Source organism: Chimaeribacter coloradensis, from assembly GCF_002858715.1.
Lineage (GTDB): Bacteria > Pseudomonadota > Gammaproteobacteria > Enterobacterales > Enterobacteriaceae > Chimaeribacter > Chimaeribacter coloradensis.
This window is the reverse complement of record NZ_PJZH01000045.1, coordinates 1-15,875: the sequence shown is the minus strand read 5'-3', so window position 1 is coordinate 15,875 and position 15,875 is coordinate 1. Positions and strand designations below refer to the sequence as shown.

The window sequence follows — 15,875 nt, the reverse complement described above, 5'->3', positions numbered from 1 at the left end:
GGTATTGGCTGTTTCACGAATGCTCATCCCGTTATGTAGCCGCAGTTTTATAACGTTTTTATGCATTTGATGGTTAGCCTGCTTTCCTTTGAACTTTCCTTGCTCAACAGCTTTTTTGATACCCTCTTGCTGCCTGCGTCTGCGATCCTGATAGTCCTTACGGGCTATAGCTGCAAGCATATCTAACATCATTGCATTTATTGCTCTGAGCATTGCAGCAGTAAAGTCGTCACTTCTCTGGTTCTCCAGCGCGACGTAACTGGTTGGTAGATCCAGACTTACTATCGATAGACTTTTACTGTTAATCAATTCCTTGAGTTTTACCCATCCAGCATCATCAAGACGAGAAAGCCGATCTACCTGCTCAATCAGTAAGGCATCCCCTGGCGAGGCATTCTCAAGTAGCCGCATAAGTTCGGGCCGCTGAAGTGAAGCACCAGAAACATTCTCTACATACCAGCTTGCTACACGATGGCCGCGCTCAGCTACAAATTGCTGCAGGCTGTTTTTAGCACGCTCGGCATCTTGTTGCCGGGTAGATGCGCGGAGGTACGCAAAAATGTACATTTTTCAGGCTTCCATGACTTATAGGTGATGACTTATTATAGCATGACTTTTAGGTAATGACTTAATGGTAAAATGGGTGCATTTGAGGGGGTGACTTTTGGGTATACCGAGCTGGATTTCGCTGCTTTGGGGTAACCATGCCGGATTTTAATCAGAATTTACGTAGCGTGATCGAATTTAAAGAACCACCAATGTCCGCTATGAGCGAAAAGCAGACGTTGCCCGCCGTTAGCCAGCGGGCAACATAATAACCAGCTATTTACGCAACAGGCGCAGGCCGTTTGCCACAACAAGCAGACTTGCACCCACATCGGCAAATACAGCCATCCACATGGTTCCCATGCCGGCAATGGTCAGGGCCAGAAATATTGCTTTGATGCCAATTGCCATAACGATGTTCTGTACCAGAATGCTGTAAGTCTGTTTTGAAAGCCGGACAAAGGCAGGGATTTTACGTAAGTCATCGTCCATCAGGGCAACATCAGCGGTTTCGATGGCGGTATCGGTGCCCATCGCGCCCATGGCAAAGCCGATATCGGCGCGAGCCAGCGCCGGCGCATCATTGATGCCGTCGCCTACCATGCCAGTGGTACCCTGAGCCGTAAGTGTTTCAATGGCGCGCAGTTTGTCCTCAGGCAACTGGTTACCCCGGGCTTCATCGATACCGACCTGAACGGCAATGGCCTGCGCTGTACTCGAATTGTCTCCGGTCAGCATGAGTGTCCGGACGTCCAGACCGTGCAGCTGGCTCACCGCTTCGCGACTGCTTTCTTTGACTGTATCTGCCACTGCAAACAGCCCGAGTACCTGATGACTGTCACAGAGCAGGATGACCGTTTTACCAGCGGACTCCAGTTCCCTGAGCGTCGCCCTGACAGTCTCCGGGCAGCTGCTCGTTTCTTCAGCCAGTCTCAGATTCCCGAGGCTGTAGGTTCTGTCATTGATGACACCCCGCACCCCGCGGCCCGGCAGAGCTTCAAAGCGCTCAACGTCATAACGCTGCGAACCCTCTAATGCTGCCGTCACGGCCTGCGAAACCGGATGATCGGAGTAACCCGCCAGACTCGCAGCCAGTCTGCGGCCTTCATCTTCGGCAACCCAGGTATAGATAATCACATCCGTTTGTACAGGTTTACCGTGCGTCAGCGTGCCAGTTTTGTCGAGCGCCAGCCATTTCAGTTTTCTGCCCTCTTCAAGATAAATGCCACCTTTAATCAGGATCCCCCGGCGGGCTGCCGCCGTCAGGCCGCTGACGATAGTTACTGGCGTGGAAATGACGAGCGCGCAGGGGCAGGCGATAACCAGCATGACAAGCGCCTTATAAACCCACTCGTGCCAGCTTTCACCTGCCATCAGTGGCGGGAGGATGGCAACCGCAACCGCGATTGCAAACACCACGGGGGTATAAACCTGTGCAAAGCGGTCAACAAAGCGTTGCGAAGAGGCTTTTGCCCCCTGGGCCTCCTCCACGGCATGAATGATGCGTGCGAGTGTAGTATTTCCGGCAGCAGCCGTTACCCGGTATTCAAAACCACCGGAGCCGTTAACCGTCCCGGCGAAAACCGGATCGCCTTCTCCTTTTTCGATCGGCAGGCTTTCGCCGGTAATGGGTGCCTGGTTGATGCTGGTCCTGCCTCGGACAACCCTGCCGTCAAGGGCGATACGCTCACCCGGTTTTACCCGGACCACGCTGTCAAGGGGTACAGATCTGGCATCTGCCACTGTCCAGGAACCGTCCGGCTGCTGAATCGTGGCTGTTTCAGGCGTCAGCGTCATCAGGGAGCCAATAGCATTGCGGGCGCGGTCAAGAGACTTCGCCTCAATCAGTTCCGCGATCGTGAACAGCACCATTACCATGGCGGCTTCCGGCCACTGCCCGAGCGCCAGCGCCCCGGTTACAGCAATGCTCATCAGGGCGTTAATATTCAGATTGCCGTTACGCAGCGCAATCCAGCCCTTTTTGTAGGTAGACAGGCCGCAGGCACCAACAGCGGCCAGGGCCAGAACTGCTTCCAGCCATTCCGGCATGCCTGTCCAGTGCATAGCTTCGGCGGCCGCTGCCGCAACGCCGGCCAGTGCCAGCGGCCACCAGGGATTTTTCTTTTCCTCAGTAGCCGCGTGCCGCCCGCTGCTGTCAGAGAGCTCAGGTTCAAAGCCCAGCGAACGAATGGCGGCCAGAACCGGCTCCAGCGTACCCGGTGCATGAACGACCGTCAGAACGCGCTGCATAAGGTTAAAATCCAGCTCCTTAACGGCCGACATACCGTCCAGCTTTTTACGGATCATGCCCTCTTCTACCGGGCAGTCCATCTGCCTGATGCGGATGCTGGTACGCACTCCGTCAGCGGTCAACTGCTGTGCCTGCAGCTCACCGGAAGTGACAGCCGCAGGTGCGCAGCAGGAACCGCAGGCGCTTTCCGCTTTGCTGCCTGAACAACTGATGCCGGCAGGCCGGGTGACTTTATCAGCCAGTTCCGGGTCAAAACCCAGAGAGCGCACCGCCTGTAGTACCGGCTCCAGTGCCTGCGGCGAGTGGGTCACGGTAAGTACCCTCTGCATCAGATTGAATTCAAGCTCACTGACGTCAGACAGTTTTGTGAGTTTTTTACGAAGCAACGTCTCTTCCGTCGGGCAGTCCATCTGCACGATGCGCAGACGTGTCTGAACGCTATCGCTCCCGTCGCGTTCTGCCACTGGCCCGGAAGGCTGACTCAGACTCTCCGATGAACAGCAGCTTCCGGCACTACAACAGTCCGGTGAGGCATCAGCCATTTTTTGCGAAGTTTTTCCGGAGGCGTCTGCCGTGGCAGCAGAGGTATAGCTGACGGATGTCCGCTCTCCGGACGCGGCAGAACCGCACTTGTTATTACTACAGCAGTCACTCATGTTTTTATCTCGTTCATAGCATATACTGGCATTAAAGACCCTGAAGTAACTACAGGGTCAAGTGTACAAGGAAAAAGTTATGAAAATTGGCGAACTGGCCCGGCAGGCAGGCTGTCCGGTAGAGACGGTGCGTTATTATGAGCGTGAGGGGCTGCTGCAGGCAGCATTACGTGACCAGGCAAATAACTACCGTCACTATGACAGTGCCCATCTGGAAAGACTGATGTTTATCCGCCGCTGTCGGGCGCTGGATATGACCCATGAAGAAATCCGGGTGCTGCTGCAGGCACGCAGTCAGCCTGATGCAGATTGCGGTATGGTTAACGACCTGATAAACGAGCACCTTCTTCATGTACAGGCCCGTATTCGTGAACTTAATATGCTGGAAACGCAGTTGTGCGAGCTGCAGAGTCATTGTAACGCCAACCGTGCAACGCGCGACTGTGGCATTTTGCGCGAACTGGAGCAGGCAGATGAGTCGGATGATGTCCTTCCCGTTATTTCTTCTGGCCATCTTGCCGGCAGCCATCCGCATTAATTTTTTAAGAGCAGGCTCTGTAACGAGCCGTTTTAATTAAAAGATAACGTCCGCTTCTGGCACAGAGCGGACATGCTGACTGAGCTGGAGGTCCGCTATGAGCGAGGAGCGGACCTTGATCGATTACAACTTATTTATCGACGTACTCTATATCTGACCTGCAAGATAAAAAACCACCAAAAATATATGTTTTACCGAATGTATAGTTGCTCGCTACCCCCTACTTAGCGATACTGCTCACTGTTTGTTAAACAGGAGTTGTAATGCTTCAGCTTAATCCTCTACAGCTTTTCAAAACGCTTTCTGACGAAACACGGCTCAGTCTGGTGCTGTTGCTGCGGGAAAAGGGAGAACTTTGCGTCTGCGAACTCACAACTACTCTCAGAGAATCTCAGCCAAAAATTTCCCGTCATCTTGCGTTACTCCGGGACGCCGGTCTGCTTATCGACAGGCGTGATGGCAAGTGGATTCATTACCGACTGTCACCTCATATGCCCGTCTGGGCGGCAGCTGTAATTGAACAGGCTTATCTGTGCCAGCGGGATGACATCCTGCAGCTCAGCCAGCAGGCTGAGCGGGACAATGTAACCACCAACGGCAAGCCAATCTGCATTTAAATTTTTTAACTATTCATATGTGTTTTCCCATATGTATATTTTTAAGTTCTCTGCGCCAGGCCTGACAGGTGCAGTATTAAAGGAGAGTATATGTTTCTGGCGGGTGCGATTTTTGTTCTGACGCTGGTACTGGTTATCTGGCAGCCGAAAGGACTGAGTATTGGCTGGAGTGCCGTTATCGGGGGCGCTCTGGCGCTAATGACCGGCGTGGTGCATATCGGTGATATTCCTGCCGTATGGCAGATTGTCTGGAATGCGACGGCCACGTTTATTGCGGTCATCATCATCAGCCTGCTGTTAGATGAGTCCGGCTTTTTTGAGTGGGCAGCACTCCATGTTTCCCGCTGGGGAGGCGGCAGAGGAAGACTGCTGTTCACCTATATTATTCTGCTGGGCGCGGCAGTGGCATCGCTGTTCGCCAATGACGGCGCGGCGCTTATCCTGACGCCAATCGTTATTGCCATGCTCCTGGCGCTGGGCTTCAGTCCGGCTGCCACGCTGGCATTTGTAATGGCAGCGGGCTTTATCGCTGACACTTCCAGCCTGCCGCTAATCGTGTCGAACCTGGTCAACATCGTCACGGCGGACTTCTTTAAGCTGGGCTTCAGTGAGTATGCTTCCGTCATGGTGCCGGTGAATATTGCTTCCGTGGTGGCTACGCTGGTGATGCTGCATCTGTTTTTCCGCAAAGAGATCCCGGCAACCTATGACCTGGCGAAGCTGAAAGCGCCAGCGGAAGCTATACGCGACATGCGCACCTTTCGGGCCGGATGGTTTGTTTTACTTCTGCTGCTGGTCGGATTTTTCGGCCTTGAGCCCCTTGGAGTACCGGTCAGCCTGGTAGCAGCGGTAGGGGCGTTTGTTCTCTGGCTGGTTGCCCAAAAAGGACAGGTTATCGACACCCGCAAAGTGCTGAAAGGCGCGCCCTGGCAGATAGTCATTTTCTCGCTGGGCATGTACCTCGTGGTATATGGCCTGCGTAACGCCGGCCTGACGGATTACCTCTCTGCTGCTTTGAACCGTTTTGCTGAGCACGGCGTCTGGGGTGCCACACTTGGCACCGGCTTCCTGACTGCGGCACTCTCTTCCGTAATGAACAACATGCCTACCGTGCTGGTTGGCGCGCTTTCGATTGACGGCAGCACGGCTCAGGGTGTGGTGAAAGAGGCAATGGTATACGCCAACATCATCGGCTGCGATCTCGGCCCGAAAATCACACCCATCGGCAGCCTGGCGACACTGCTGTGGCTGCACGTGCTGGCTCAGAAAAACATCACCATCAGCTGGGGCTACTACTTCCGCGTGGGCATTGTGATGACCCTGCCGGTACTTTTTGTGACGCTGGCGGCGCTGGCCCTGCGCCTGTCTTTTCAACCTTAACCCCGGGGCTGCGTCTGTGCAGCTCCTTAACGGAGTACCGTTTATGACTGATATCACTATTTATCACAATCCGGCCTGCGGAACGTCCCGTAATACTCTGGCGCTTATCCGTAACAGTGGCGTGGAGCCAACAGTGATTTTGTATCTGGAGATGCCACCATCCCGCGACGAGCTTAAAAAACTGATAGCTGATATGGGTATTAGCGCACGCGCCCTGCTGCGCAAAAATACAGAGCCGTATGAGCAGCTGGGGCTGGCAGAAGACCGGTTCAACGATGATGAACTGCTGAATGCGATGCTGGCTCACCCTATCCTCATAAACCGCCCCGTGGTTGTGACGCCGCTCGGCACAAGACTCTGTCGTCCGTCTGAAGCGGTTCTGGACATTCTGCCTGACCCGCAGCAGGGAGCATTTACGAAAGAGGACGGCGAAAAAGTCATTGATGAACACGGAAACCGGATGAGCCACTGATTTTTTCAGTGTGCTGCCGGCAGGAAGGGAGACGCAAAAACAGAAGCCGGCAGATGCCGGCTTTTTTCATATACTGCGCTGATTAACCCGCTCAGAGAGCTGCGCGGTACTTTCTTTCCTTTCGCTGTAGCGATCGGTCAGGTAGTCACTGCGCCCGCGCGTCAACAGAGTGAACTTCATCAGCTCCTCCATTACGTCCACGATGCGATCGTAGTAAGGCGAAGGCTTCATGCGACCATCTTCATCAAATTCAGCCCAGGCTTTTGCCACGGATGACTGATTCGGGATAGTAATCATACGCATCCAGCGCCCCAGAATGCGCATCTGATTAACTGCGTTGAAAGACTGCGAGCCGCCGCTGACCTGCATGACAGCCAGGGTTTTTCCCTGCGACGGGCGAACCGCACCTGACGTCAGCGGTATCCAGTCAATCTGCGCCTTCATGATGCCGGTCATAGCGCCGTGACGCTCCGGGGAGCACCATACCATGCCTTCCGACCAGAGAACCAGTTCGCGCAGTTCCACAACTTTGGGATGCGTTTCAGGGGCATCATCAGGCAGCGGCAGACCGGACGGATTAAAAATTTTGACCTCTGCACCCATTGCCGTCAGCAGCCGGGCGGCTTCTTCCGTCGTCAGCCGGCTATAAGATCGTTCCCGCAGCGAGCCGTAGAGCATCAGAATGCGGGGCGGGTGCGCCACTTCTGCAGCCCTCAGCTTATCTTCCGTCAGCGGCACGTCCAGGAGTGAAGTATCAACATTTTTCAGGGTATCGTTCATATTATTCACAATGAGGTCTCTTTGTGAGTCGTCGCGGGTGACAGGCTGCAGCTACTGCCTGCGCAGCATTCCTCTGTAAGAAAGGCCATCAGTTGTTCAAGCTGCGTATAGCAAGGTCTGCAAAACAAGGTACGGCTCTGCCGTTCCTGGCTGATCAGGCCCGCGGACATCAGCGCCGAAATATGATGACTGAGCGTGGAGGGCGGAATACCGAGGCGCTTCTGCAGAACACCGACTGGCAGGCCGTCATGACCCGCTCTCACCAGCTCCCGGTATACGCTAAGACGGGTCGGGTGCCCCAGCTCCCGAAGCGCATTTGCTGCTGTTTTTAAATCCATACGCCCTCCTTGAACTATATTTCCAGAATAATAGAAATATAATCAGCGTCAAATATTTTTCCCCGGAATGGATGGCTCGCCCTTATCCCGGTTCGGTCCAGCAGAGGAAGGATGACGACGCCAGATCACTATGGAAATCGCCGTGATGAACAGGGTAAGGATGGCAGATAAAAGCAGCGTGCCGGGTGTGCCGTATTGCTCCAGCAGTATGGCGTAAACTGACGGCGCGAGCGCCGCGAGCAAAAAAGCGGGTGACAGCAGTAAGCCTGTTTTACGGGCATACTGCTGCGGATCAAACAGCACAAGAGGCAGGACGGCCTTAATGATCGTACTCAGTCCGTTTACAGCCCCGTAACTCAGAATAAAGATGGCTGTAGCCACCGGGGTAACATTCCCTGCAAGGCCAACCAAAAAGCATAATGGCAGAATAATGCCGGTAAACAGGCTCAGACGGATCGCTGAAGTACGTGCACCGGAAGCCACGTCCAGCAGTCTGGCGCTCACCTGTCCCACCCCCCACAACATACCCGCTACGGCGGGCATACCATAAGCGGCCAGTATCTGAGGAAAATGAGCGGACACGCCGGTGGAAACAAAGCTTATCAGCGCTATCAACGTGGCGTACCACAGGCCGCTGATAAAGGCTTTCCGGTCTTCTGCTGGTCCGATCGCCTGAAGAGCGGGCTGCCCGGCAACGGGAGGTTGACGCCGATAACCTGCCGGAACGGTGGTCAAAAAAAGCAGGCTGACAATGCCTGCACAGCCGTAAACGATAATGGCATGCCGCCAGTCGGTAAAGTGCAGTAGCGCAGCGCCAGCAGGCCAGAACGCGACTGACGCGAGACCACCCAGCAGTGTGACCAGGGTGATTGCCCGGCGGGCCTCTGCGCCTGCAATTTCTACAAGCAGCGCAAATGCGGCATCATACAGGGCAAGTCGCATGCCAGCTCCCATCAGGAGCCAGACGGCAACCCACGATGTGGTTGAATGGGTAAAAGCCATCAGAAAACAACCGAGGACTATGACGAAGGTTCCCACCATCATCACCGTACGCCCGCCGGTACGTGCTATAAGGGGGCCGGTAAGTGGCGAGACAAGCCCCATAACAAGCATGGCAATAGTCAGCCCGGAGAATGTCACAACTGGTGACCGGCCTGTCTCCGACATGATGGCGGTCCCGAAGACCCCCGGCATATAGAATGTGATACCCCAGTTGATTAGCTGCGTCATGCCAATGCAGAAAATGGTGCGGCCTGTCAGATACCCGTCAGTCAACCCGTGCTCTCCGGAAATGTGGCGTCGCCCTGCCCGAGCGTACGCTGCAGGATGACCGTATCAAGCCAGCGTCCGTGCTTGAAGCCCACAGATCTGAGCGTTCCTGTAATGCTGAAGCCTGCCGCGCGATGCAGGGCAAGAGAGGCGCTATTTTCGCTGTTTCCAACTACGGCCACGAGCTGGCGAAAGCTACGGTCCTCTGCCCATGTGACCGCACTCAATAACAACTTTTTTCCGATCCCCTGGCCCTGAAAATTGGGGGCAATATATACAGAATTCTCCAGGGTGAATCTGTAGGCACACCGTTCCCGGTAGAGTGACAGGTAGCAGTATCCGCGGACATTGCCGTCCTCAACAGCCACAAACCAGGGCAGTCCTGCTGCACGCACCTTTTTCAGGCGGGCTGTCATTTCAGCCGGATCCGGCGGTTCAGTTTCAAAAGTGGCGGTGCCATGCAATACGTGATAAGCATAAATCTGCTGGATGGCAGGAATATGTCGTTCATCTGCTTCGGTTATTTCCATCGGTACGGCTCCTTCTGCGGTCATAAGCAGAGACTAACCGGAATGAACAATTTCAGACAGGCAGCAGGACTTATCAGCGGCATAAGGAAAATTTTGGCATGACAAACCTGAACCTCGATCACCTGGCTACTTTCAGACTGGTCGTCAGCCGGGGCAGTTTCTCCGGGGCGGCTGAAGCACTTGGTCTGTCGCAGCCGGCAGTGAGCCTGCATATAAGACAACTGGAGCAGGCGCTTCAGGTCCGGCTTATTGAGCGAACCAGCCGGGGAGTAAGGCCCACGCCAGCCGGGCTGACTCTCGTTGAGCACAGCATGAAAATTGATGCAGTGGTAAGTACAGCAGTTGAATCGGTGTGCCAGCATTCTGATGAGATAACCGGCACTGTTACTGTTGGCACAGGCGCAACGGCCTGTATTCATTTACTTCCCCCCTTACTACAGCAACTGCGGCAGGCCCATCCCCTGCTGAAGGTGGACGTACGCACAGGTAACACTTCCGATATAGTGCGGGGCGTGGAGGAAAATCGTATAGATATTGGCCTGGTGACTCTGCCAGCTGCAGGTAAAAACCTGAGCATCATCCCGCTGGGTACGGATGAGTTTGTTGTCATCATGGAAAAGGATGCATCAGAGCCGAGTGCGAAAATATGGAATCCGGGCGCTTTGTTGCCGCTGCCGCTGATTATCTTTGAACCGGGAAGCGGGACACGCGCCCTGATTGACCAGTGGTTCCGGGAGACGGGACATATTGCCTGCCCGGTCATGGAGCTTGGCAGTATCGAAGCTATTAAAAGAATGGTCCGTGCCGGTCTTGGCTACAGCATTGTTCCCAGAATGTCCGTTGCATGCATTGAGGAAAGATCGGGGCTCGATCTTTACTCTGTGACGCCCTCTCTTCACCGGACTCTCGGGACAGTCATGCGGGAAGACCGGATTGTAAGCAGAGGTATCAATGAAGTGCTGAAAAACCTAAACAGCAGTTTTGCAAAAAACGAAATCAGATAAATATTCTTCGATATCTAAACCGGACAGGTCTACTCTCTCCGGCGAAGTATCACTACAGCTTTTACCAGCTACCAACGTCCGCTTCTGGCACAAAGCGGACATACGCAGATAAGGAGCTCAGGAACGAGCATCAGCGTTTTCCATTATCGCTTTTACTCTTAGAATGGTCTGCCGTGTGGTGTTAAATTCGCGGGCGATCGCGCTGATGCTTTTCCCTTCACCAAGACGCAAGAACACCGCTTTCTTTTGTTCGTCGTCCAGAGCCGGGGGGCGGCCGAAACGCTTTCCGGATGCCTTCGCCCTCGCAATGCCAGCATGTGTACGTTCAAGTAGCAGATCACGCTCAAATTCAGCGACCGCAGAGATTACCTGCATTGTCATCTTTCCGGCCGGACTGGTGAGGTCTACCCCTCCCAGCGCCAGGCAGTGTACCCGTATTTCTGAAGCAGATAGCAGCTCAACGGTTTTTCTAATATCCATAGCGTTTCGCCCGAGGCGATCCAGCTTCGTTACAATTAAAACGTCACCGTTTTCCATTCGATCAAGCAGACGCATAAATCCAGGGCGCTCAGCAGCCGCGACTGAACCACTTATGTACTCTTCAATCAGTCGCTGGGGTCTGATGTTAAATCCAGCCGCTTCGATTTCACGACGCTGGTTTTCAGTGTTCTGTTCAAGGGTCGATACCCTGCAGTAAGCAAAAACTCGTGACATGACGTTATTTTATGTACGAAATAGGTGTACTTATTATAAGGCGTGTACGAAATAAAAAACACTAACTTTCGGACATGTGTTATATAACATGTCCGAAACCGGTCGGTTTAGGACACATCTTCCTGCTTATAAAATGCCAGCCTTGTAGGGCAAAAATTATAAGCTTGCTGATATTTTACCTTAGAAATAATTGATCTGGTCCGACATGCTAAATATCCTCAAAAAGGATTTTTCTTATTGCATTAAATTTTTTAACTACGATCGCATTAAGTTGGCGAAAGTCTTATCCCCTTGTTAACTTTTACCATGCTAAGGATTTTCAATGGCAACTACCGTAACAAGCGCATTTAGTGAATTTATGAGTGACGTGGTAAACCTCAGAAAGTCCAGTACGGACGATGCGCGTACCAGCAGAGACTGGCTGTATGAAAAACTTAACGGTTTTGAGTCAGACGCCGCGTCACCTAAAAATTATCCGGAAATTCATATCGGCTTTGGTTCTTTCGCCAGAAGAACGAAAATTAGGCCGCTTGACGATATAGATTTGATGTTTGGCCTGTCCGCAGAAGGGTGCACTTACACGATTTATAGTGACCGGATAACGCTCAATTCAGACGATACCCCTAGACGACTGAATAACTTCCGGCATCCTGATTCTCAGACGATCAGCTCGGTCAGGATACTGAATCACTTTAAAAATAAACTGCAGAACATTCCGCAGTATGAGAAGGCTGACCTGAAGCGCAATCAGGAAGCGGTGACTCTTCAGCTGAGCACAAAAACGTGGAACTTTGATATTGTTCCCTGCTTTATAACTCACGCCGATGTTTTGGGACGCAGCTACTACCTGATCCCGGACGGCAGCGGTAACTGGAAAAAAACAGACCCGCGCATTGATAAAGCAAGAACAACTGAAATAAACGTTAAGAACAGCGGCAACATGCTGAACGTTATTCGGGCAGTGAAGTACTGGCAGACAACTAAAGCATTGCCGTCCATCGGCTCCTATCTTCTTGAGACCCTTATTCTCAACTATTACGAGCACAGGACAACCTGTCAGCAATGGGTAGACCTGGAGCTTGAGGGTCTCTTTAACCATCTCAGCTTCTACATTCGATATTCAGTTAACGATCATAAAAACATTCAGGGAGACATTAATCATTTATCTTATGAAGCGAGAGAAAAAATATCTCAGAAATTCAGTTCGGAGGCGCTAAAGGTGAGCGAAGCAAGGGGATTAGAGAAAAATAACGAGCATCAGAAGTCCATAAATAAGTGGCGCGAAATATTCGGCTCAGACTTCCCGGCATTTGGATAATACGATGAATACCCTTTACACAAGCCAGTCAACGCCGGACAACATGAGCCTGCTTTACGCGCAAGCGCATCTTTACAACCGCATAAAGATATTCAGCAGCGTTAATTTTTTCATCAGTATTGTGTTACCAGTACTTCTCTCAGTTGCGGCAGCCATTCTGAAAAGCCGGTACAGCGTTCCGCAGGAGCTTCTATCGGCATACATGGGCCTATACGGCCTGATCGTTCTTACAGTCAATATTGCACTTAGTGGCTACATCTCTTCTGAGCGCAGAAAGGCGGCGACCATTCAGGAAATGTATGACTGTAATGTCCTTAGAATAAAATGGAACGACCTCCGCGTGGGAAAGAAAATTTCCAGGGATAACGTATTCAGGGCAGCACGTTTCTATCAGGACAGGCCGGCCAAGGCACAAGCCCGTTTTGGCAGCGAAGGATGGTACGTCAATAAGTCCTACGATGCGCCGCAGAGTGTAATGGCTTTACTGTGCCACGGTAAAAACTTCGGTTGGGACCGGTCTTTAAGGGATCGCCTGAACGTGTTCTATATCTGGGGCATATCCATGTCGCTTTTCAGCCTGCTTCTATACGGGATCATGATGAAGGCTACGCTGAACGATGCCCTTTTTTACGTGGTCTTCACCCTTCCCTTAATCAGGTACATTCTCCTGCAGTTTCTTGATAACAGAAAGAGCAGGGACAGAATTGAAAAGGTAAAAGATTACATAGATAAAGAGATATCGGATATTAAGATTGCCGGCCGTTTTAACAATGATGACCTGAACTACAAACTCAGGTCCATTCAAGACGAGGTTTTTTCACACCGTGCAACGAGCCCCCCAGTGCCGAACTTCATACACCTCAGGATGAAGAAGGATAACGAAGCGGTTTATGACGACTACTTTGAGGAAAACCTTAAGCTGATGACGTTCCCGGAAAGCTGACCGGTTAGCTTTCCGGCTGAACCGGAGCATTGAGTTTCTCTTGAAAGGCCGGTTTAGTGTCAGCCGACTACTGATAATTTTTCGACCTAGGTATGCCAAAACTTGCCACGCGGTTATCTTTTATCCTAAATCGAGTTAATGCTTCTAGTAGCCGCCGGCGATTTTTAGGATGGGACTTTAAGTCATGACATTAGGGTATACCCTATTGTCATAGGAAGAAGTAAGCAGGGCCAGTTTGAAGATGTCAAAGTCGGTTGACGACTTCGTCAAATAATATTATTGTATTATTAAGTACACCCGCCACGCCTAGTCTCTCAGAGATGCGCATTATGGCGGGTTTTTTTTTGTCTTCTCTCAAGACCCCGTTTGTATAAAAAACCGCCTGTAGACGTCACAGCTTTGATTGCAAAACTCAGACAACGCGGTTTGACCATTGATGATGAAAGTGCTGCGATAACTGCGCTCACGTTCATAGGTTACTTTCGCCTGCGCGGCTACTGCATTCCATACTATAAAACCACTCAGGAAAGAGTACCGCAGCTGCTCGAACCAAAAGAGTTTGTACCCGGCACAACCATTGAAGATGTGATCTCGCTTTACGAATTTGACCGAAAGCTTAGGCTAATTGTTCTAGAGCAAATACAGAAAGTTGAGATTGGATTGCGCACTTGCCTGTCAGAGTATATGAGTGCGACTTACGGATGTCATTGGTTCATGGATTTAACTAACCTAGATAGCAATTACGACTATGAGGGTTTCTTTGGACAAATACGGGATGCAAAAGAGGTGTTTATTGAGCATTACCATGACAAATATGATCATCCTAAATATCCTCCTTCATGGATGATCACCGAAACTCTCAGCTTCGGAGCATGGTCACGCATTTATAAAAATTTACACCACTATGACCAAAAGCAAGTTGCGGGTAAATTCAACATACGAAACGCAGAAATAATGGCGTCTTGGTTTCATACCTTAAGTCACTTCAGAAATCTATCTGCACATCACAATCGAATCTGGAATAGATCTTTTAAAGCATTCCCTCCTAAAAAACTCAATGGACTTGAAATCCATATGAGTAACCCATCAACACTATACAGCCGTCTTGTAGTACTTAAATATCTCTCAGACCAAGTTTCTTGGTCAGATGGCCTTAAAAATCAGTTAGATAACCTAATGCAAGATAAGCCTAGCTGCGTAACATGGGAAAAGATGGGCTTTATCGAAGATTGGCAAAACACTCCACTTTGGACCCGTCTTGTAAACCCTCCACCACAAATACAAACGTAATTATGGTTGCCCCCGCTGAGAGCGGGGGGGCTGAAATTCATATTAAAGGCTACGCCACGTACGGCCGGCTATTAAAAAGCATAAAACTAAAAATACTCCCCATGCGAAAATAGTATATGCTTCTCCATGACACCCAGGAACCGCTAAAAGAGTTGCAAGGGATAGGCTTGCTGCACTAATATCCCCTAATACCTTCACTACTCTTATAAAACCATTTTTACTATTAGGGGCCAAGGCTAAGCAAAGACATGAGAAAAGAAAAGGAGCAATACTTACTTCTGCCATAAAAATTGGGTTATTCCTAAAAACTGAAGCGCAAACCCCAAAAAACACAGCAAATATAAAAACAAAAACAGTCCCTAATTTATCTTGGCCGATTTCTAATACTTTCTGCTCACTCATACCAAATCCCTTTTACTTGTTAAGTTTTGTTAAAAAATAGTTTTTTCGCTTTTCTTACAAATCTGAGCACTGAGATATCAGATCATGAAGAGCATCTTCAATTAACATCTCCGGAATTGAATATATACTAGCTCTGTATTCCTTACCTGTAATTGTGGAAGCTTTAACCATAAACCTGTTTAAGTCAGATTTATATACACCAAACGACTCTATAGAGGCAGCATCTAACCAAACTAATGACTCACTTTTATTAACATCACTGCTAAAGCATTGTAGCCAGAATTTACTTTCAGTTTTCCTTATGGAAAATGGAAACTCCCCATTTCTAGACCTATGTATGAAGGCAGCAATTTTATCTTGATTTACGGCCAACTCTATAGAAGCCTCACTCAACTGAAGCTTCAATATATCTACATCAATAAGATGTTGATAACGCTCAAAATAATCCTTGTAAACCTGATCGTTATCTAATGTTGCATTACTTGAACTCAGTTCATTACCCCATATTCTTTCGATCTCTTTCTTCACTACGGAATTTATTAATTCATATTCATCACGCTTAGTAAAATAGTAATTCTTATTCAAAGTCACCACCTTTATTTTTTAGAAGAAAATGATTTTCGATATATATGCAATATAATCGCACCGATTACTAATATCAGACATACTAATAACATCATCGAAGTTGAATGACCTAATGCAGTACATCTCTCAGTTAATAAATCACTACACTCAGGTTTCAAAGTCTCTAGAACGGTGCAAGCAGCGGCACCGAGCAGACCAATTAACATTAAGACTTCTAACACTAAGCTGAATAACCCCATAAT

At 50.4% G+C, this 15,875-nt stretch carries 18 protein-coding genes; 8 read left to right on the top strand and 10 right to left on the bottom strand.

The genetic code is table 11. The features are described 5' to 3' along the window. Window positions 1-567 (bottom strand): recombinase family protein (locus CYR32_RS20520; protein ID WP_101826944.1); only part of this gene is annotated, 567 nt, incomplete at its 3' end. Between the two features lie 255 nt (window positions 568-822). After that, window positions 823-3,339, bottom strand: coding sequence for a heavy metal translocating P-type ATPase (locus tag CYR32_RS20515; RefSeq protein WP_235213027.1), 2,517 nt, complete (start codon window positions 3,337-3,339; stop codon window positions 823-825). Between the two features lie 193 nt (window positions 3,340-3,532). On the opposite strand from CYR32_RS20515, the gene cadR reads away from it, so the two are divergent. The 4 genes from cadR to arsC all read left to right on the top strand — a co-directional run bounded on the left by cadR (window position 3,533) and on the right by arsC (window position 6,460). Beyond that, the gene (gene cadR / locus CYR32_RS20510) at window positions 3,533-3,991 is read left to right on the top strand and encodes a Cd(II)/Pb(II)-responsive transcriptional regulator (RefSeq protein ID WP_033755771.1); all 459 of its coding nucleotides are present in this window, start codon (window positions 3,533-3,535) and stop codon (window positions 3,989-3,991) included. A 263-nt stretch (window positions 3,992-4,254) separates the two neighbouring features. Next, window positions 4,255-4,608, top strand: a complete 354-nt coding sequence (locus CYR32_RS20505; RefSeq protein WP_028722306.1) for a metalloregulator ArsR/SmtB family transcription factor — start codon at window positions 4,255-4,257, stop codon at window positions 4,606-4,608. Window positions 4,609-4,698: 90 nt separating this feature from the next. Then, complete coding sequence (locus tag CYR32_RS20500; RefSeq protein ID WP_019106253.1) at window positions 4,699-5,988, top strand: arsenic transporter; 1,290 nt, start codon at window positions 4,699-4,701, stop codon at window positions 5,986-5,988. Window positions 5,989-6,031: 43 nt separating this feature from the next. Continuing rightward, window positions 6,032-6,460, top strand: a complete 429-nt coding sequence (arsC, locus tag CYR32_RS20495; protein ID WP_028722307.1) for a glutaredoxin-dependent arsenate reductase — start codon at window positions 6,032-6,034, stop codon at window positions 6,458-6,460. A gap of 66 nt (window positions 6,461-6,526) precedes the next feature. Here arsC and arsH read toward each other — a convergent pair whose 3' ends face one another. Genes arsH through CYR32_RS20475 form a run of 4 tightly spaced genes read right to left on the bottom strand, consistent with a single transcriptional unit; the run spans window position 6,527 to window position 9,377 of the window. After that, the gene (gene arsH / locus CYR32_RS20490; protein WP_028722789.1) at window positions 6,527-7,240 is read right to left on the bottom strand and encodes an arsenical resistance protein ArsH; all 714 of its coding nucleotides are present in this window, start codon (window positions 7,238-7,240) and stop codon (window positions 6,527-6,529) included. Between the two features lie 5 nt (window positions 7,241-7,245). Further along, the gene (locus CYR32_RS20485; RefSeq protein WP_028722790.1) at window positions 7,246-7,578 is read right to left on the bottom strand and encodes an ArsR/SmtB family transcription factor; all 333 of its coding nucleotides are present in this window, start codon (window positions 7,576-7,578) and stop codon (window positions 7,246-7,248) included. 48 nt (window positions 7,579-7,626) lie between these two features. Beyond that, window positions 7,627-8,853, bottom strand: a complete 1,227-nt coding sequence (locus CYR32_RS20480) for an MFS transporter (RefSeq protein ID WP_033755775.1) — start codon at window positions 8,851-8,853, stop codon at window positions 7,627-7,629. Continuing rightward, on the bottom strand, window positions 8,850-9,377 hold the full coding sequence (locus tag CYR32_RS20475; protein ID WP_014606056.1) for a GNAT family N-acetyltransferase: 528 nt from the start codon (window positions 9,375-9,377) through the stop codon (window positions 8,850-8,852). Before CYR32_RS20475 ends, CYR32_RS20480 begins: the two co-directional genes overlap by 4 nt. A gap of 98 nt (window positions 9,378-9,475) precedes the next feature. On the opposite strand from CYR32_RS20475, the gene CYR32_RS20470 reads away from it, so the two are divergent. Further along, window positions 9,476-10,381, top strand: a complete 906-nt coding sequence (locus CYR32_RS20470) for a LysR family transcriptional regulator (protein WP_101826943.1) — start codon at window positions 9,476-9,478, stop codon at window positions 10,379-10,381. A gap of 117 nt (window positions 10,382-10,498) precedes the next feature. Here CYR32_RS20470 and CYR32_RS20465 read toward each other — a convergent pair whose 3' ends face one another. Continuing rightward, on the bottom strand, window positions 10,499-11,095 hold the full coding sequence (locus CYR32_RS20465) for a recombinase family protein (RefSeq protein ID WP_101826942.1): 597 nt from the start codon (window positions 11,093-11,095) through the stop codon (window positions 10,499-10,501). Between the two features lie 322 nt (window positions 11,096-11,417). Between CYR32_RS20465 and CYR32_RS20460 the strand changes: the two genes are divergently transcribed. The 3 genes from CYR32_RS20460 to CYR32_RS20450 all read left to right on the top strand — a co-directional run bounded on the left by CYR32_RS20460 (window position 11,418) and on the right by CYR32_RS20450 (window position 14,646). Further along, window positions 11,418-12,413, top strand: a complete 996-nt coding sequence (locus CYR32_RS20460) for a nucleotidyltransferase domain-containing protein (protein ID WP_040126235.1) — start codon at window positions 11,418-11,420, stop codon at window positions 12,411-12,413. 4 nt (window positions 12,414-12,417) lie between these two features. Continuing rightward, window positions 12,418-13,356 carry an S-4TM family putative pore-forming effector gene (locus CYR32_RS20455; protein WP_040126236.1) on the top strand — a complete coding sequence of 313 codons (939 nt, stop codon included), beginning with the start codon at window positions 12,418-12,420 and terminating at the stop codon, window positions 13,354-13,356. Between the two features lie 366 nt (window positions 13,357-13,722). After that, a complete protein-coding gene (locus tag CYR32_RS20450; RefSeq protein ID WP_101826941.1) occupies window positions 13,723-14,646 on the top strand; it encodes an Abi family protein in 924 nt (307 codons plus the stop codon). 42 nt (window positions 14,647-14,688) lie between these two features. On the opposite strand, the gene CYR32_RS21535 is transcribed toward CYR32_RS20450, so the two are convergent. From CYR32_RS21535 to CYR32_RS21790, 3 genes are all read right to left on the bottom strand, one after another. Further along, window positions 14,689-15,048 carry a hypothetical protein gene (locus tag CYR32_RS21535; RefSeq protein WP_144380590.1) on the bottom strand — a complete coding sequence of 120 codons (360 nt, stop codon included), beginning with the start codon at window positions 15,046-15,048 and terminating at the stop codon, window positions 14,689-14,691. Window positions 15,049-15,102: 54 nt separating this feature from the next. Further along, window positions 15,103-15,633, bottom strand: a complete 531-nt coding sequence (locus CYR32_RS21530; protein ID WP_052134041.1) for a hypothetical protein — start codon at window positions 15,631-15,633, stop codon at window positions 15,103-15,105. Window positions 15,634-15,644: 11 nt separating this feature from the next. After that, the coding region (locus CYR32_RS21790; RefSeq protein WP_206602470.1) for a hypothetical protein at window positions 15,645-15,875 on the bottom strand (231 nt) is incomplete at its 5' end.